This is a genomic window from Chitinophaga pinensis DSM 2588 (assembly GCF_000024005.1).
GTDB lineage: Bacteria > Bacteroidota > Bacteroidia > Chitinophagales > Chitinophagaceae > Chitinophaga > Chitinophaga pinensis.
The window spans coordinates 7,235,818-7,253,524 of the sequence record NC_013132.1 but is presented as its reverse complement, the minus strand read 5'-3'; the positions used below and the strand labels follow the sequence as shown (position 1 = coordinate 7,253,524).

The 17,707-nt window shown below is 45.6% G+C and carries 10 protein-coding genes; 8 read left to right on the top strand and 2 right to left on the bottom strand.

Features of this window, described 5'->3' with window-relative positions; genetic code table 11:
* Positions 1-90 precede the first annotated feature (90 nt).
* The 4 genes from CPIN_RS37150 to CPIN_RS28120 all read left to right on the top strand — a co-directional run bounded on the left by CPIN_RS37150 (position 91) and on the right by CPIN_RS28120 (position 6,714).
* Positions 91-1,131, top strand: coding sequence for an SMI1/KNR4 family protein (locus CPIN_RS37150; protein ID WP_012793274.1), 1,041 nt, complete (start codon positions 91-93; stop codon positions 1,129-1,131).
* Positions 1,132-1,380: 249 nt separating this feature from the next.
* Positions 1,381-2,307, top strand: coding sequence for a family 2A encapsulin nanocompartment shell protein (locus tag CPIN_RS28130; protein WP_012793273.1), 927 nt, complete (start codon positions 1,381-1,383; stop codon positions 2,305-2,307).
* Positions 2,291-3,973, top strand: coding sequence for a family 2A encapsulin nanocompartment cargo protein cysteine desulfurase (locus CPIN_RS28125; RefSeq protein WP_012793272.1), 1,683 nt, complete (start codon positions 2,291-2,293; stop codon positions 3,971-3,973). Before CPIN_RS28130 ends, CPIN_RS28125 begins: the two co-directional genes overlap by 17 nt.
* Positions 3,974-4,353: 380 nt before the next feature.
* Entirely contained in the window at positions 4,354-6,714 is a 2,361-nt protein-coding gene (locus CPIN_RS28120) for a TonB-dependent receptor (protein ID WP_012793271.1), read from the top strand.
* Positions 6,715-6,814: 100 nt separating this feature from the next.
* Here CPIN_RS28120 and CPIN_RS28115 read toward each other — a convergent pair whose 3' ends face one another.
* A complete protein-coding gene (locus CPIN_RS28115; RefSeq protein WP_012793270.1) occupies positions 6,815-8,095 on the bottom strand; it encodes an epoxide hydrolase family protein in 1,281 nt (426 codons plus the stop codon).
* Positions 8,096-8,812: 717 nt separating this feature from the next.
* The gene (locus CPIN_RS28110) at positions 8,813-10,348 is read right to left on the bottom strand and encodes a T9SS type A sorting domain-containing protein (RefSeq protein WP_012793269.1); all 1,536 of its coding nucleotides are present in this window, start codon (positions 10,346-10,348) and stop codon (positions 8,813-8,815) included.
* A gap of 207 nt (positions 10,349-10,555) precedes the next feature.
* Here CPIN_RS28110 and CPIN_RS28105 point away from each other — a divergent pair, with 207 nt between their 5' ends.
* The 4 genes from CPIN_RS28105 to CPIN_RS28090 all read left to right on the top strand — a co-directional run bounded on the left by CPIN_RS28105 (position 10,556) and on the right by CPIN_RS28090 (position 17,706).
* Positions 10,556-12,817, top strand: a complete 2,262-nt coding sequence (locus CPIN_RS28105; protein WP_083781162.1) for a tetratricopeptide repeat-containing sensor histidine kinase — start codon at positions 10,556-10,558, stop codon at positions 12,815-12,817.
* Between the two features lie 233 nt (positions 12,818-13,050).
* Positions 13,051-14,148 (top strand): fatty acid desaturase family protein, encoded by a 1,098-nt coding sequence (locus tag CPIN_RS28100; protein WP_012793267.1) that lies wholly within the window; start codon positions 13,051-13,053, stop codon positions 14,146-14,148.
* Positions 14,138-15,202, top strand: a complete 1,065-nt coding sequence (locus CPIN_RS28095; protein WP_012793266.1) for a fatty acid desaturase family protein — start codon at positions 14,138-14,140, stop codon at positions 15,200-15,202. Before CPIN_RS28100 ends, CPIN_RS28095 begins: the two co-directional genes overlap by 11 nt.
* Positions 15,203-15,336: 134 nt before the next feature.
* On the top strand, positions 15,337-17,706 hold the full coding sequence (locus CPIN_RS28090) for an ABC transporter permease (protein ID WP_012793265.1): 2,370 nt from the start codon (positions 15,337-15,339) through the stop codon (positions 17,704-17,706).
* Position 17,707 lies beyond the last annotated feature (1 nt).

Here is a 17,707-nt window from a genome sequence, read left to right as displayed (position 1 = left end):
GGTTTTTTATTGAACCAGTTCAGAAAGAACATTTATATTCGCTATCCTTAGACGTATCCATTACATCCTTTGTTAAAAGAATCAATACTCATGGCAAAAGTAACCCTGCAAGACCTGTCTACCCAATTGCTCAATGAATCGGACGGTAACAAATTCGCAAAACTTAAAAGTAAACTGATCAGTCAATACGGTGCGACAGATACGACACAGGTATTGGAGATACTCACCACTTATGCGCGGGAAGGAAAGCTGCTCCATTGGCGCAATTTCCTCATGACAGATATTATCGGTCTGATCCCGCAGGGCGACAGGCAATATGCCGCTTTCTTCGAATGGGCCATCACCATACCCAATCTTACTTATTGGGCAGTGGACGGTCTGCTGAAAACCAGCGGTCAGCAAGCCTACGATCAGCTAATCACCTTAGCCACTAATGACCAATTACCTGTAGATAACCGCGCAAAAGCTATTAAAAGCCTTGCCCTGCATAGCCAACAGCCATTCGACCGGCAACTACCCGCCGATCCCGGTTACTGGAAAATACCGGACCTGCGCCTGGAGGAATTATTAAACTGGCAAAAGAACGGTTATCAGACCGGTGCAGGATATACTCCTCCAGCTACACATGCCGCCTTAAAACAGCCTGTTACCGCTTTGGACAAGATAGCTGCCAGACTGGAAAAGAAGCTGCAGGAACGTCGTAATAGCCAGCAGGATCCTTCTAATCCGTCCGATTGGCTGATCATAGCCGCTGATAGCGATATCCAGGCAATTGACAGTAAATGGCAGCTGCCGGAAACCTATCGCACTTTTCTGCAAAACTTTTCGCCGCTAAGGGTGATGATCGATGAAGGGGACGCTTTTGCAGCTGGTCTGGATCTCTACGGCGCCGGAGAATTGATCGGCAGACAGGACGGCTATGCCTATAATAGTATGAAACAGGAAAAGATACTTGACTGGCCCGAAAACTACCTGGTGATCGCAGATGCCGGAGGGGATCCCTTCTGTATCGATCTGACCACAAAAGAAGGGGCTATATATACGAGTGCGCACGGAATGGGCACCTGGGAGTTTGAATTATACGCAGCATCCTTCCTGGAATTTCTCGACGAACTGGCACAAAACGCATAATCATCAGCCCTACAAATAGAAAACATCATTTACAGAGATATGTAGATAGTAAATAATCTGCCGGAAATAACTTGGAAGAATAGCAGGCTTATCTTATATTTAGATACTTATTGAAACTTCAGCGCCCCCCCATTATGGCCCCACCAACCATATGAAAAAGTTGAACCACCACCACCACCATTAATCACTGTGAACAGGGGCGTTGCTACCACGACTAATCTTTGAATAATAACTAATATCTTCTATGTTATGGCAGATCAGAAAAGTAGCTATCAACAGACAGCATTAGGCGACGTCGCCGCAAGACAGTTGGCCATCGCCACACGTACCGTTCCCCAGATGGTCACTATCAGCCCCCGTTGGCTGACCCGCCTCCTCAACTGGGTACCGGTGGAATCAGGGGTATATCGCTTAAATAAGGTGAAAGACGCAGGCGCCATCGAGGTAGATTGCTCGGCCAGAGATGAACGTACCCTGCCTCAGACTTTCGTGGATTACATCGAAAATCCAAGAGAATACAATCTGGCAGCCGTACAAACCATCGTGGATGTACATACCAGGGTATCCGATCTCTATAGCAAACCTTATAACCAGATCAGTGAACAGTTACGCCTGGCAATAGAAACCATCAAAGAACGGCAGGAGAGTGAATTGATCAATAACAAGGAATACGGTCTGTTACACAGCGTAGCTCCTTCTCAGCGTATCAAAACACGGACGGGCGCGCCTACCCCGGATGACCTGGACGAACTGATTGCCCTGGTATGGAAAGAACCAGGTTTTTTCTTATTACATCCGCAAGCCATCGCCGCTTTCGGTCGTGAATGTACCCGGAGAGGAGTACCACCACCCACTGTCAACCTTTTTGGCTCCCCGTTCATCACATGGCGTGGTATACCTTTAATTCCCTGCAATAAACTGCCGATTGAAAAAGGGAAATCAAAGATCATCCTCCTGCGTACCGGCGAAAGCCGTCAGGGAGTAGTAGGGCTCTTCCAGCCAGGTTTACAGGGCGAACAATCTCCCGGTCTGTCAGTACGCTTTATGGGCATCAATGACAAGGCCATCGCCTCTTATCTGGTATCATTATATTGTTCACTGGCAGTATTGGTAGATGATGCCATTGCCGTACTGGACGATGTTGAAATCGGCAATTACCATGAATACAAATATTAATAATACCGGTCTGCCGGATGAAGCAATTTTGGAACAACTGGCGAATGAACTCTTCCGTCAGACAGAAACAGGCAACAGCCTGCATGGCCTGCAAGCCGGAAGGCCGCAGGACGTAATACCGTATGTGCCTGACGACGGACAATCACCTGCCGGTATCTTCCATGGCAATAATATTGACTTCGAAGATCCGCAAACCAGTTTCCCGGATCAGAATCTCCAAAGCAATAGATCTTCTGTTCCCGGCGATAGCATCTTCGCGCCCTCCGTGCGACTAAAAGAATATCTGCCCTTTGAATTAGATGCCACTCATTTATTCAATATGCAGGCAATATTGTCGCATATTCCTGCGGAGCGTACGACCGCCTTCCAGCATCCATTCGCTCACACGCTCGAAGAAGCGCCAGCCTACTATTTCCTGGATAATAAACCGGGTGTTTTTTCAACCTGGGGCTTTGATGCTTACACCGTGAAAAAGGATTTTCCGATATTATCTGAGCAGGTCAATGGTAAACCACTGGTATGGCTGGATAATGCAGCTACCACCCAAAAACCGAAACCTGTTATCGATCGTATCAGCTATTTCTACCAGCACGAAAATTCCAATATTCACCGCGCTGCACACGATCTCGCCGCCAGAGCCACCGATGCCTATGAAGATGCCCGTAAAAAAGTACAGACCTTCATCAATGCAGGCTCTCCTAATGAAATTGTGTTTGTACGCGGTACTACGGAAGCCATTAACCTGGTGGCAAAAAGCTGGGGAGAACAATATCTCAATGCCGGTGATGAAATCGTACTGACGCATCTTGAACACCACGCCAACATTGTTCCCTGGCAACAACTAGCCGCAAAAAAGGGACTTAAACTACGTGTCGCCCCCGTAGATGACGACGGACAAGTATTGCTGGATGAATATGCAAAACTGCTGAACAGCAAAACCAAACTCGTCGCATTTACACAGGTATCCAATGCGCTCGGTACTATTACGCCTGCACATGCCGTCATAGAAATGGCACACAATGTTGGTGCAAAAGTACTGTTGGATGGCGCACAGTCCGTCTCTCATATGCGTACAGATGTACGTGCATTGAATGCAGACTGGTTTGTGTTTTCAGGACACAAGATGTTTGGTCCCACCGGTATAGGAGTATTGTATGGAAAAGAAGACCTGTTGAATCAGACAGAACCCTGGCAGGGTGGTGGTAACATGATTAAAAATGTGACCTTCGAACATACAGAATATCACGCCGCTCCTGGTCGCTTCGAAGCAGGAACCGGTAATATTGCAGATGCTGTAGGATTAGGCGCCGCTATCGATTATATCAACAAACTGGGTATCGATAACATCGCCTTATATGAACACTATCTGCTGGAATATGCCACCCGCTTAATGAAAACAGTACCTGGTCTTCGTCCCGTCGGTACGGCTAAGGAGAAAGCAAGCGTCTTGTCTTTCACACTCGAAGGCTATTCCAATGACCAGGTAGGACAGGCATTGAATAAAGAAGGTATTGCCGTCAGAACAGGACACCATTGTGCACAGCCTATATTACGCAGGTTCGGACTGGAAAGTACAGTAAGACCATCACTGGCTTTCTATAACACCTGCGCAGATGTGGATCTGCTCGTGAATACCTTATTACGTTTAAAAAATGCAAAAAGATAACTTTCCGAGATATTAGTTCGCAGCCATCTGGTGTCCGATAACCCTGCGACGCCAGATAGCTGCGATATTTTTAACCGCATATTTCTCGTCAGTATTGTTTGCCAGGAAATCATTACGGGCCGCTAAGGCATCTTCGTAGCGGGCGATTAATCCATGATCTTATTATCGCAAAAAAACAAATATACATGATCGAAAGCGATGTATTTACTGTCTGATAAAATTCCCAAATTCGTAAACCCCGCAGACAAGACTATACTAATTTAGCATCGCGCTTTTGACTACATGGCATGTGTATTCCCCAACCTGTTTGCTTACTAATCATAACAACACTCCATGTTGTGTGGTGACAGCTATTGCATTTCCATAAACCAGACATAATAATGAACCTTAACACTCCCAAAAGCATCCTGATTGCTTTTTCAATTCTCCTGAGCGGCTTTGCTTCGTTTGCACAAAATAGTGTCATACGTGGTGAAGTGAAGACCGCAGATGGTAAGCCAGCCGCCTTTGTAAACATTTTCCTTCAGCCCAGTGGTGCACACACAACTGTCGATCAGACGGGCCACTATGAGATTAATAATGTAAAACCAGGCAAACATATCGTGGTAGCCAGTTTTACCGGCCTGAAAATACAACAGCAGGAGGCAGATCTCCTGGCTGGTCAACCACTGATCATCAACTTCACCCTGCAGGAAGATAACCGCACCTTACAGGAAGTGAATGTCACTTCAGGCTATAATAAGTTCGCCAGAAAGGAAACGGAAAACGTAGCCCGTATGCCGCTCCTGAATCTGGAAAATCCACAGGTATACCATGTTGTACCAAAAGAACTCCTGCAGGATCAGGTGATCATCAGCTACAATGATGTACTGAAGAATGTAACCGGTGTCAGTCAGGCATTGGTAAATGGTTCTAACTCCTTTAACCTGCGTGGTTTCTTCACCACCAGCTACCTCCGCAATGGTCTCCAGGATAATAAGGCGAATAGCATTGAAGTCACTAATATCGAACGTATAGAAGTACTGAAAGGACCTTCTGCCACCTTGTTTGGTAGCTCCCTGGTATCCTTCGGTGGTTTACTGAACCGCGTCACTAAAAAACCTTTCGAAACTTTTAGTGGTGAAGTGACTTACACAACTGGCGGCTTTGGCCTGAACCGTGTGAGCGCTGACTTTAACACGCCGCTGAATAAGGAGAAAGGACTTCTCCTGCGTACCAACGTCGCTTATCATGACGAACGTAGTTACCAGGACGCCGGTTTTACCAAACGTTTCTTTTTCGCGCCCTCCTTACTATATAAAGTAAATGACCGCCTGACGGTATTACTCGACGCAGAGATCTACACACAGAAAGCCAATGATTTCAATCGCATGTTTCCGGAAGCCTCTTTTGCGAAGACCAATCCCCGCGACCTGAACTTTGACTGGCTTCGCTCATATAGCAGCAATGATCTGTATGAAACATCACCTTCCGTCAGCCTCTTTGGCGCTGTTAACTACCAGCTCTCTGATCACTGGAAATCGCAGACCAGCTTTTCCCGTACAAGTGCAGACGTAGAAGGCTACTGGAGCTGGAACAGCATAGTGGGAGACAGTTTAGTATCGCGTAATCCTGGCTATCAACAAACCAATTATGATTATACAGAAGTACAACAGAACTTCAATGGAGATTTCAGTATTGGTCGTCTGCGGAACAGAGTAGTGATCGGCCTTGACTATTTTACAAATACGACAACCAGTTCATCTGCCAGCATATATGGTTTTGATGAAGTCTATATCCATCAGGCAGATCCACGTTACAACGAACTGACAGTACCCGCGCTGCAACAGGCATTCTCTGCCATCCCTTATGCTAAAAGCCGGAGCAAACAAAGCGCATATAGCGCCTATTTCTCCGACGTACTGAATATCACAGATAACCTATTGGTAATGGCCAGTCTGCGTGTTGACCACTTTGTGAATGGAGGTACTTATAATATCAACCTTGATACGACCACCGGCAAATACAACCAGACGACCCTGTCGCCTAAACTGGGGTTAGTATACCAGCTGATCCCTAAACAGCTGGCCGTATTCGGTAACTACATGAACGGCTTCAGTAATAATGCCCCTGTAAGGCAACCTGACGGCACCTTTACATCCTTTAAACCAAGTCGCGCGAATCAGTGGGAGGGAGGTGTAAAACTGGAACTCTTTAACGGAAAAGTAAACAGTACCCTGAGCTATTATCATATCAAAGTGGATGACATGATCCATAATAGTTTTGATCCGGAAAAAGCAGGCTTCCAGGTACAGGACGGCGGACAATTAAGCAAAGGTTTTGAAGCTGAAGTGATCGCGAATCCGATACAAGGACTGAATATTATTGCCGGATATGCTTATAACGATATTTATACTATAAATACCGATCCTGATGCAGATGGTCTGCATCAATGGACTGGTCCTGCTCATATGGCGAATCTCTGGCTGAGCTACCACCTGTTCAATACCGCCCTGAAAGGTCTGGGTATTGGTGTTGGCGGTAACTACAACGGGAAAGCCTACATACAGCAATCCCGTTCACAGGGAGAGTTTTATCTGCCTTCTTATAAAGTACTGAATGCCGTATTGAGTTATGAACATTCAGTATACCGGATCAGTTGTAAACTGGACAACCTGACCAATGAAGTATATTGGGGTAGTTATGTCAGCAGAATGATGCCACGCAGATTCAGCGCAACAGTAACATTTAAATTCAGATAGGAAATAATATTTGTCTTTAAAAAAAGAAGCATGTAAAGCGTTTGCCTTACATGCTTCTTTTTCTCCCCTCGTACGGGTTATATGATCAATTGCAAAAGCGTTATCTTAAAGATTGAAAAGATGCACGCAGTTCTTCACTGAATAGCTTCGGTTGTTCCCATGCAGCAAAGTGTCCGCCTGCATTAGGTCTGTTATAATAGATCAGGTTTGAATAAGCTTGTTCCGCCCATTTCTTTGGCGCCTGATACAGTTCATCAGGGAATGCACTCACCGCAACCGGAATCTTCACACCCTTCGGACTAAAATAATCAAGGTTATTTTCCTTGTACAGACGTGCCGCAGAAACACCGGTATTTGTCAGCCAGTAAAGAGAGATATTGTCCAGTACATCATCCTTTGTCAGCCCTTCCTTCTTTCCTTCGAAAACACGGGAAATCAGCTCCAGACTACGCGCATCATGATCCAGGAGGAATGCTGCCAATCCGGTAGGAGAATCCGCTAAACCAGCCAGCGACTGCGGACGGGAATGCATGTAATACGCATAATAAACATGATTGTACAGGAATGTCAGCTGACCATAAGCTTTCTGTTCATCTGCCGAGAGTCCGGCCGGAGCAGGTGTACCAGCATGTGTTGCTTTATCAATATCCGCAGGAACAGCACCTGGCATATTCGTATGTATACCGATCAGAGCTTTTGGCGCCTGTAATGCCATCTGATCAGTGATAATCGCGCCCCAGTCTCCACCTTGCGCTACATATTTCTTGTAACCCAGACGATCCATTAAAGTGATCCAGGCACTTGCAATACGCTCAGGTCCCCAGCCAGTAGCAGTAGGTTTACCGGAGAAACCGTAACCCGGCATAGAAGGTATAATTACATCAAAAGCATCTGTTGGTTTTCCGCCATAAGCAGTCGGATTAGTCAGCGGATCTATTACTTTCAGAAACTCAAAGATAGAACCCGGCCATCCGTGTGTCAATATTATTGGTAATGCATTCTTCTCTTTCGAACGTACATGAATAAAATGAATGTCAACACCATCGATCGTCGTCATAAATTGTGGAAAGGCATTCAGTTTTGCTTCCGCCTTACGCCAGTCATAACCGTTACCCCAATACTTCGCCAGCGCCTGCAAGGTATTTAACGGCACCCCCTCTGAAATATCACCTACCGTTTCTTTATCCGGAAATTTCGTCGCCTTCACCCTCCGTATAAGATCATCTAATTCCTGTTGTTCAACATGTACTTTAAAAGGTCGGATACTCTCAGCAGATACCCTATTCGTTGTTGCTACAGTTTGTGCATGACTCGTTTTCGCTTCCATCGTAGCGACGCTTACCAGCATCGCAGCCACCATGATAATTTTACTCTTTTTCATCGTTTTAGTTTAAAAAAGTTGATGATGACACAAATGTAGATTGACCACAACTACAGCAGAAGCGCCATGCCGCCTGGTGGACGAATTAACTCCCGAAATGGACGTTTTGAAACCCGAATAACTCCCCCTGTCAAAACCTTTTATCTCTACCTTCCAAAACCCAATACCTGCACAATCTCCACCACCATCCCCCAAGTCAACTCAAAGCAACAAACAATCATGCATTAAATTACACACGTCTCTTACCTCCACCACCCCAAAAGCCCGAATAGATAACAGAATACAGCGCAGGCTTTCAGATGGTAAAGCGGACCTTAGCCCGTCCCCTGCATCCCGCTACCGCCCAATCTACCCCCAAGTCCCCAGGCCGGAACAACAGCACCATTCCTGACCTTAACGGGCCCTAGTCCGCGACATCATCTGAAACCGTAGCGTATCCCCCTGTCTATTATCATCACCACCCCAAAAGCCCGAATAGACAACAGAATACAGCGCAGGCTTTCAGATGGTAAAGCGGACCTTAGCCCGTCCCCTGCATCCCGCTAACGCCCAATCTACCCCCAGTCCCCAGGCCGGAACAACAGCACCATCCATGACCTTAACGGGCCCTAGTCCGCGACACCATCTGAAACCGCAGCGTATCCCCTGTCTAACACACAAAACAACAGCGGCCCCGGTAATCCCGAAGCCGCTGCCACATAAACAAAAACCGGTTAATCACTGCAATAACAGCGTTAGCGTCTTCCGCTCACCATCCCCAATTATATTTATAAAATACTGCCCTTTCGGCAACCCTGAAATATCAATCAACTGCTGCTGTTGCTGCGTCGTCCGCGTATACATAACCCGTCCCTGCATATCATACACCTGTATGATAACCCTCTTCTCCAAAGGTTTATCAAACCGTAGATTAAACTGCCCTAATGAAGGATTCGGGAACGCACTGACCTTACCGCTATCTGCTGACGGAATATTACCAGCCTTTAACCGCAACGCAGTACCGGAAATATAACCAAACGGCGCAGACAAAGAAGAACAACCGCTCTGGGTTTCAATCAACACGGTATACTGCCCGGATACCAGGTCGGTGATCCAGGGCTCTGGTCCTCCGATCGGCGTTCCATTCAGGTACCAGGTAAAGTAATACCCCGCTGGAGGGATACCCGTCGGGAAAGCTGCACCCCCTGCAACTGCCGCAACCAGTGTATCACCACTATTTACCCCGGGAATAATGCGTATCTCGGCAACAAAAGCTGTCTGCACAGTAACATCGACCGTCGCCGTACCTCTTAATACTGTACAACTATCATATACCTGCACCACATATCTGCCGGATCTGGTAACCGTAATACGATCCCGGTCAGGCAAACCATTCCACTCAAAGTATCGGGCTTGCGGTGAGGTGACCACCTGTAGTTCTACAGCATCTCCACAGGCATTCGGATGCTGAAGGATACTAACTTCCCACGGTGTCACTGGTGGTATCACAATCTCTTTACTGACAGTCCCCGTCTGTCCGGCGAGGGAAGTCACCGTCAGGGAAACAGTATAACTACCCGGGGCGAATCCATGTACAGGATTAGGTATCGAAACCTGGCTCTGATCACCAAAATTCCACAGGTAACTGACAATACTATCCGTCGTAGTAACAACCGGCGTAAATGCTAATTCCTGCTCACTGCAGGATGCCGTTTTATACGTGTAATCTACAGAGAGTGGTGCAGACACCCGGTAAGTCAGGGTATCCGAGACATCCCTGCAACCAGTAATGCCCGTTACCGCGACTTTATACATGCCGGCAAGCGGTGCTACATAACGTGGAGAAGATCCCTTTTTAACCAGCGTATCATTCCTGTACCATTGATATGTATACCTGGTGAGACGACCATTCTGAGGATAAGCAACCAGCGTATCAACGGTAGCACCGGAATGCAGTCTGATACTCGCTTCGAACGGTTTTTTCAGTAATAAATTGATCGTGTCCCTGGCACGTATAATGCCTTGATGATCTTTTAAGGTAACGATATACCGGCCGTTACGCCCTACCTGTATAACCGGCGACCGCTGTCCGGTACTCCAGCTGATCGTGTACCGTGGTTCCGGAGCAGTCACCCTGGCCGTCAGCAGGGCATTTTTTCCACAGTTGACGATAAGCGAACAGGCTTGTACCGACCAACGAACGGGTTTGTGTGTAGCGCTGGCATTAACAGTGAGACATAGTAATAGTGTGAGCAATAGTAAAGTTCTCATCATGACATGATAAAGGGTGATTAATGAAACAAGTGTCTTAGTGGATTCAGTAAGGTGTAAAAGGTTAATATCCGGGGCAACTACAGTTTTAAGATACTATGAGGCAACAAATTTTAAGCCATCTTACTTCGTAGTACTTACGAATGTTGCACCCAACACCTTTTTTTTCTACTTTTAAACGTGAAAAGGACAATTAACACCCTCCTTACAATGTTTCGTAAACGAATGATGGTCATCTGTCAGGTGATCCTGCTGCTGCTTGCCAGCTTCCCATTAAAGGCACAAGATCTGCGGCGGATGAAGGTGACAGATTTCTACCGGTTGGGTACAGCAGAATTGCTTCGTCTGCGTAATACGCAACCAGAGGATTCCGTAAAGGCGAGAGTACTGATCGCCCTGGGGCAACGTTGGGAAGACAAGGCAGGTAGCGTAAAAGGGGATATTGATACGGCAACGCAATTTTATAAAGAAGCGGAACTCATTATTTCCAGTCAGCAACTGAATAACCTGAGAAGCGATATCGCTTTGTCCTGGGGATATCTGTATTATAATACAGGACAACTGGACAAAGCACGGCAGCATCTCCGCAAAGCAATTGACTTTTGCCGGAAGGCAGGTTATAAGGAACAATTGGGAACCTTGTTACTGGAAATGGCCAAAAGCGATCCGGAAGATAGCATCTCACTGCCAGCCTTGAAAGAAGCATTAGCCGTCTACAGCAATTTACAGGACCGTCTGAAAGAAGCTGAGGTGCTGAAGGAATTTGCAGATTTCCATTTCGGCAAGGGAGAATACGAACTGGCGGAAAAAGAACTGTTACAGGTACTGCAAATGTATCAGGCGCTGCACTATGATAGAATCTATTACACGTATGACCTGCTTTCAGCAGTGTACCAATGGAAAGGTGATTTTGCCCGGGCACAGGAAAATGCCATGGCCGCCATTAGTAGTGCAGAAAAAGCAGGCGATGTTCAAATATTAGGACTTTTCTACTGGCGTCTTGCCGCCGCCTACCAGGGTGCGAAGAACTATGCAAAATACCAGGAATTTCTCAAGAAATCATTGCTCAACCAGCTGAATAATCCTTACTCGGCTTTAACCTATCATGTGTTGGGGGAACTCACCGAACAGCTGATCAAAGATAATAAGGTGAATGAGGCACTTGGCTATTTATTGCTGACCAACAAAAGACAACCACCTTTGGAAGAACATCAGAAAGTAGACCTGGCTTTTTCTATTGCAGACTGTTACCTGGCCCTGAAAGACTATACGAGGGCAGAGCAATATTACCTGAAATATGCTGACCTTATCGGAGAGGGAGATGATATAAATCGTGACCTGATGAAGATCAGTCAGTTTTATATCGAAACGCACCGACACAAAAAAGCGGAGATCTATCTGCAGCGTATATTGAAAAATCCTGTTAAGCATTGGGACTTGAAAACGAGCAGGAACCTTTCATTGCTGAGATTCAGAATAGATTCCGCTGCAGGGAATCTGTTATCCGCAGTAAAACATTTGCAGCAATACAATAAACTGACAGATTCCGCTTTCACCATAGAAAAGCTGAAACAGGCAGAAGAAATGCAGGCAAAGTTTGACCTGGGCGCCAAGGAAAGAGACAACCAGCTACTCAGAAAGCAGAGTAGTTTACAGCGGGAAATCATCAATAAAGAAACACTGGTCCGTAAGGTGATCATGGCCGGTTGTATCGTATTACTGCTCTTATTGCTTTTATTGTACAACAGATACAGGAACAAAATAAAAACCAACGCGATGCTGCAAAAGCAGCAGGAAGAAATCCGTCATGCCTATAGTTCTCTTGAGAAGATGATCGGCGAGAAAAGTAAACTCTTACGCGAAAAGGAATTTCTTATCAAAGAAATCCATCATCGGGTAAAGAATAACTTACAGCTCACCATGAGTTTACTGAATACCCAAAGCAAATACCTGCATAATGAAGCCGCTATCCGTGCTATCAACGACAGCCAGTACCGCCTGAAGTCGATCTCTATGATTCACCAGAAACTATATCAGGGAGAAGAAGAAGGACAGATCAATATCAAAGCTTATATCTGTGAAATGCTGGAATACCTGAAAGATAGTTTCAGTTCCGGTGAACGTATACGTTTTCACCTCGATGTAGATGCCGTATTACTGGATGCGGCTATTGCAGTACCTTTGGGATTGATTTTGAATGAAGCAATTACGAATATCTTCAAATATGCCTTCCCGGGTACACAACACGGACTGGTTGAGATTACTTTACACGTCGAAGATGAAATGATCTCTTTTGCAGTGAAAGATAATGGCGCCGGATTACCAGCCGGTTTTGATATCGCTACAGGCGGTTCTCTGGGCTTTGAACTGATCAAAGTACTGAGCGCACAGCTGGATGCGGTGCTGAACATCGATAGTAAAAACGGCGTACAGATCTACCTGCAGTTCCAGATTAACACCGTCTACGAATAACCAGCTTACGCTTTTACAAGCCTTTATATTTTCTTCGTATTATCTCCATATAATACCGTCATTACGCCGTCATTTGTCCGTTCACGAACGTAGCGGTAACGGCATAATGACGGTATAATGCCCTTCTAATGGGCGCTTCCCGTCGTTATGAACGGAGCGACTGTTCTATATAAGAAATTATCTGTATATTGGTAATGCAACATTAACAGTTTTTAGCCCACAACTTTCGGGAAATGAATAAATTAAAATTCATAAAAGACGAAGGCTCAGAATTCTACAAAGAATTGAATGAAAGAATAGAACAATATTTCGCTGAACAGGGGATGCATAGGACGGGTAATAACAAGATGATCTTTAAGATCATACTCTATTTCAGCCTCGATCTGTTGTTTTATGTGTTAATGATTACCAGTACGACGCCTGTTGGTTTTTATACATTTTATATGCTGATGGGACTCGCCGTCCTGATGACCGCCTTTAACGTATCCCACGATGCGGCACATGGTGTTGCTGTAAGAAGTAAACGTTGGAATAAGCTATTGTTCTCAGTCAGTTTCAACCTCCAGGGAAATAATGCATATGTCTGGGGAAAGAACCACAATGAATCACATCACCTTTATACCAATGTAGAAGGCAGTGATATTGACGTGCTGAATAATCCGCTTTTCAGAATGACGGAAAGCCAGGAACTGAAATGGTATCATCGCTACCAGTTTATTTATGCGCCGTTCCTCTACCTGCTTTACTCGCTGAACTGGTTCTTCTTTCGGGAAACACTCATGTTGCTGAATTATTCAAGTCGCACGATTAAGGTAGAAATTCCAAGGAATGAAGTAGTAAAACTGATCATTTATAAGCTCCTGTATATCGGTTATATGGTCGTACTGCCGGCTGTCTTATTACCTTTCGGACTGAAGACCGTACTGCTGGCTTTTTTACTGAATCACTTTATGGTCTCCGTGATCTTTGTAGGCGTATTAGGGGTATCTCATTTGTCTGATTTTGTATCGCACCCCGTACCGGACAGGAACAATAAACTCGATATGAGCTGGCCTAAATTGCAGATGTCCACTTCGGTTGATTACAATGCCAACAGCGTTTTTTTTAACTGGACATTAGGTGGTTTCAACGCACATGCACTGCATCATTTATTGCCCAATATCTGCCATGTACACTACCTGGATATTTTACCTGTTTTCCGTGAATTGGCGGAAAAACATGGTCTGACCTATATGGAGATGCCATACCATAAAGCCCTTGCCTCACACTTCCGCTTTTTAAAGGCAATGGGCGCCCATCAGACAATTAATCCGATACCTTTTGAGAGATAAACATTTACGTATCGCAAAGGACAGCGAATTGTTGCAATCCATTTACCGCCAGGTAGAGGAGCAGCTTGTTATCGATAAACGAAAGACTTTCTGGAAGATATTCACAAAGTTTATCTGTTATTGCTCGCTGTCTGTCTTCTTGTATAGTTTACTGTATACGGTGGAATCGCCGGCTGTGTTTATCACCTGCTTCATCTTATACGGCTTTCTCTCTTTACTCTTTGCCTTCAATTTTTCACACGACTTCTCGCACAACACCGTTTTCAACAATAAAAAGCTCAATCATCTTTGTTTCATCTTTATCTATGCCATCGTTGGTGCACATGCAGAAGCCTGGAAACAGCGGCATGTTAATTCCCATCACTATGCACCAAACGTGGAGGATTATGACTCAGATCTCAGGATCTCTAAGCTGATCCGTGTGATCCCTGACAGCAAACATTACTGGTTCCATCAGTATCAGCATATTTACGCCCCATTGGCCTATACGACCTATTCTCTTTTCTGGGTATTTATCAAAGACTTTGTGATCCTGTATTCGAAGGATGAATACGAAGCCCGTAAAGGATTCCGCTATCATTTGTCATTTTGGTTGCAGAAGATTTTCTATATATCTGTCATTCTTATCCTGCCCCTGCTATTTTCCCAGCAAAGGGGGTATGTTGTATTAGCAGGATTTCTGTTGATGCATCTGTCGCAGTCGCTGTTCCTGCTGTTTACCTTCTTCATGACACACCATGTAGAAGCAACCGCTTATCCGACTACCGATGAAAATGGCTACATTAATACAAGCTGGATCATGAACCAGATCAGAAGTTCCAATGATATGCACCCCTTCAGTGAAACGGCCAACTTTATCCTGGGTGGTTTTAATAACCATATCGCACATCATTTGTTTCCGCATATACACCACGTTCACTACCCTCAACTGAACAGGATTTTATATAATATCCTGCTGGTCAATCATATCACTCCTAATCAGACAAGTTACTGGGGAGGCATCCGCTCACACCTGCGGCTTTTAAAGCGAATGAGCTACCCGAACAATGCATAAACGCTCAAAAGTGGACAGTGTCAGTTTCAAATACGGACAGTAATGTAATTGTTACAATTCGTAGGTATATGAATTTCACATATTTATAGAATGGCTGTCTTTTTGAAGCAACTAAGCATCTGATAAATCCGCCCATGCTAAAGAACTATCTGAAAATCGCTTTTAGGAACATTACACGTCACAAAGCGTATAATGCCATCAATATATCCGGCCTCGCTGTAGGGATGGCCGCCAGTATTCTGATCCTTTTATGGGTACAGCATGAACGCAGTTATGACCGCTTCCATAAAAACGCCGGACAAATCTATCGTATCGTCGTAGATGCCAGTGGTTACAAAGCGGCCGTGAATTGTGCGGGTATGCCAGCCGGATTACAGGCCGAAATGCCCCAGGTGAAGAATTATGTGCGCCTGAGTCACCAGGATACACATCTCTTTGAAGCCGGTGACAATAAGTTTGAAGAAAAAAGGATTTTCTATGCAGATCCCGCTTTCCTGGAAGTATTTTCCTTCCCGCTATTAAAAGGAGATCCGAAAAGCGCCTTACAGCGTATCGACGGCGTGCTGCTCACAGAGAATATGGCAAAAAAGTATTTCGGTGAAAAGGAGGCCGTCGGACAAACCCTGAAACAAGACAATGGTAAGACCCTGACGGTTACCGGCGTACTGGCAAATGTGCCTGCCAATTCTCACCTGCAATTCGATTTTATCCTGCCGATCGCTGCCAATACCGGCAATGCGGAAGACCTGAAAACGAATACCTGGAGGAACTTCAATTTCTATAGCTACATACAACTGGATAAAAGCTTCGTGCCGACTGAAGCCGCATTGGCAAAGTTCAACAAGCAGATGAACGAAATCTTCCGTCAACATGCCGTAATGGGTATGAAAGCAGAATTTCGGCTGCAACCCATCACAGACATTCACCTGCATTCCAACTTCCAGGTTGACCTGCCTGGACACGGTAACATCCAGTACGTGCATATATTTTTCATCGTAGCCATCGTCATCCTGATTGTAGCCTGTATCAATTTTATGAACCTGGCTACCGCCAGATCTGCCCGCAGGGCAAAAGAAGTAGGATTAAGAAAAGCCATTGGCGCAGTCAGGGTACAACTGATCCGTCAGTTCATGGCAGAGTCGCTGCTGATCTCCTTCTTCTCTTTAATGGTGGCCATTGTGATGGTATGGTGTACCCTACCGCTATTCAATTTCCTGGCTGAAAAGAATTTATCATTACAACTCCTGGATATTAAACTGGTATTGACGCTGTTAGGAATCGCCCTTGCTACCGGGGTAGTATCAGGCAGTTATCCCGCATTGTTCCTGTCCGGTTTCCAGCCGGTAAAAGTGCTGAAAGGTAACCTGACTTCCTCCGGAGGGAATCTGTTCTTCCGCAACGGATTGGTAGTAACACAGTTTGTTGTTTCCATTGTACTGCTGATAGGGACTGTTGTCGTGTACCAGCAGCTGCAATACATCAAAAGCAGGAATATGGGTTTTGAGAAAGAAAACCTCTTATACATGCCTATGAATGGTGCTGTGGCCGGCAGATCGGAATTACTTGGTTCCGCATTAAAACAAAATGCACTTACAGCCGATTATACCATTACTTCGGAATTACCCATTAACCTTACGACCGGTTCCCTGAATGTACAATGGGAGGGAAGGGATCCGGAGTCGCAGGTCGTGATTCCTTCTATGGATGTAGACGAACACTTCTTTGACGTTTTTCATATGCAGATCCTGAACGGTAGAGGATTCTCGACTGCCTACCGGGCAGATTCCAGCAGCTTCGTGGTCAATGAGAAAGCAGTGCAGGTCATGGGTATGACGGTGGACAATGCAGTTGGAAAGTCCCTGTATTTTGATGGTGTGAAAGGAATGATCATCGGGGTAGTGAAGGACTTTAACTTTAAACCCATCCAGCAAAGTATTGAACCCCTGGTACTGTGCCCGAACAGATGGGGCGGTTTTGCCGTGATCAGGGCAAAGAGCGGTACTACAGAAGCAACGATAAAAGCATTGGAGAAGATCAGCCGTGAACTCAATCCTGCTTATCCCTTTACTTACAATTTCCTGGATCAGGACCTGGCGAATCTCTATCAGGGAGAACAGCAGATGGGAAATATCTTCAACTTATTTGCCGTACTGGCAGTATTTATCTCCTGTCTGGGACTGTATGGATTATCCGCTTTCCTGGCACAGCAACGGGCCCGGGAAATTGGTATCAGGAAAGTAATGGGTGCTTCTGCCTCCAACATCGTTTACCTGCTGTCAACCGGTTTCACCCGGCTGATACTGATCGCTATCGTGATTGCTATACCGCTTGCTTTACTGGCCATTGACCGCTGGCTGGAGAATTTTGCCTATCACATCGAGGTGAACTGGCTGATATTCATTTTAGGGCCATTAGCTGCGCTGATGATTGCCTGGCTGACTGTTAGCTATGAGTCTTTGAAAGCGGCGTTTACGAACCCTATAAAGAGCCTTAAAGCGGAATAAG

Coding starts and splice junctions, on each gene's coding strand:
- CPIN_RS37150 (WP_012793274.1), top strand. CDS start 91: ATGGCAAAAGTAACCCTGCAAGACCTGTCTACCCAATTGCTCAATGAA.
- CPIN_RS28130 (WP_012793273.1), top strand. CDS start 1,381: ATGGCAGATCAGAAAAGTAGCTATCAACAGACAGCATTAGGCGACGTC.
- CPIN_RS28125 (WP_012793272.1), top strand. CDS start 2,291: ATGAATACAAATATTAATAATACCGGTCTGCCGGATGAAGCAATTTTG.
- CPIN_RS28120 (WP_012793271.1), top strand. CDS start 4,354: ATGAACCTTAACACTCCCAAAAGCATCCTGATTGCTTTTTCAATTCTC.
- CPIN_RS28115 (WP_012793270.1), bottom strand. CDS start 8,095: ATGAAAAAGAGTAAAATTATCATGGTGGCTGCGATGCTGGTAAGCGTC.
- CPIN_RS28110 (WP_012793269.1), bottom strand. CDS start 10,348: ATGATGAGAACTTTACTATTGCTCACACTATTACTATGTCTCACTGTT.
- CPIN_RS28105 (WP_083781162.1), top strand. CDS start 10,556: ATGTTTCGTAAACGAATGATGGTCATCTGTCAGGTGATCCTGCTGCTG.
- CPIN_RS28100 (WP_012793267.1), top strand. CDS start 13,051: ATGAATAAATTAAAATTCATAAAAGACGAAGGCTCAGAATTCTACAAA.
- CPIN_RS28090 (WP_012793265.1), top strand. CDS start 15,337: ATGCTAAAGAACTATCTGAAAATCGCTTTTAGGAACATTACACGTCAC.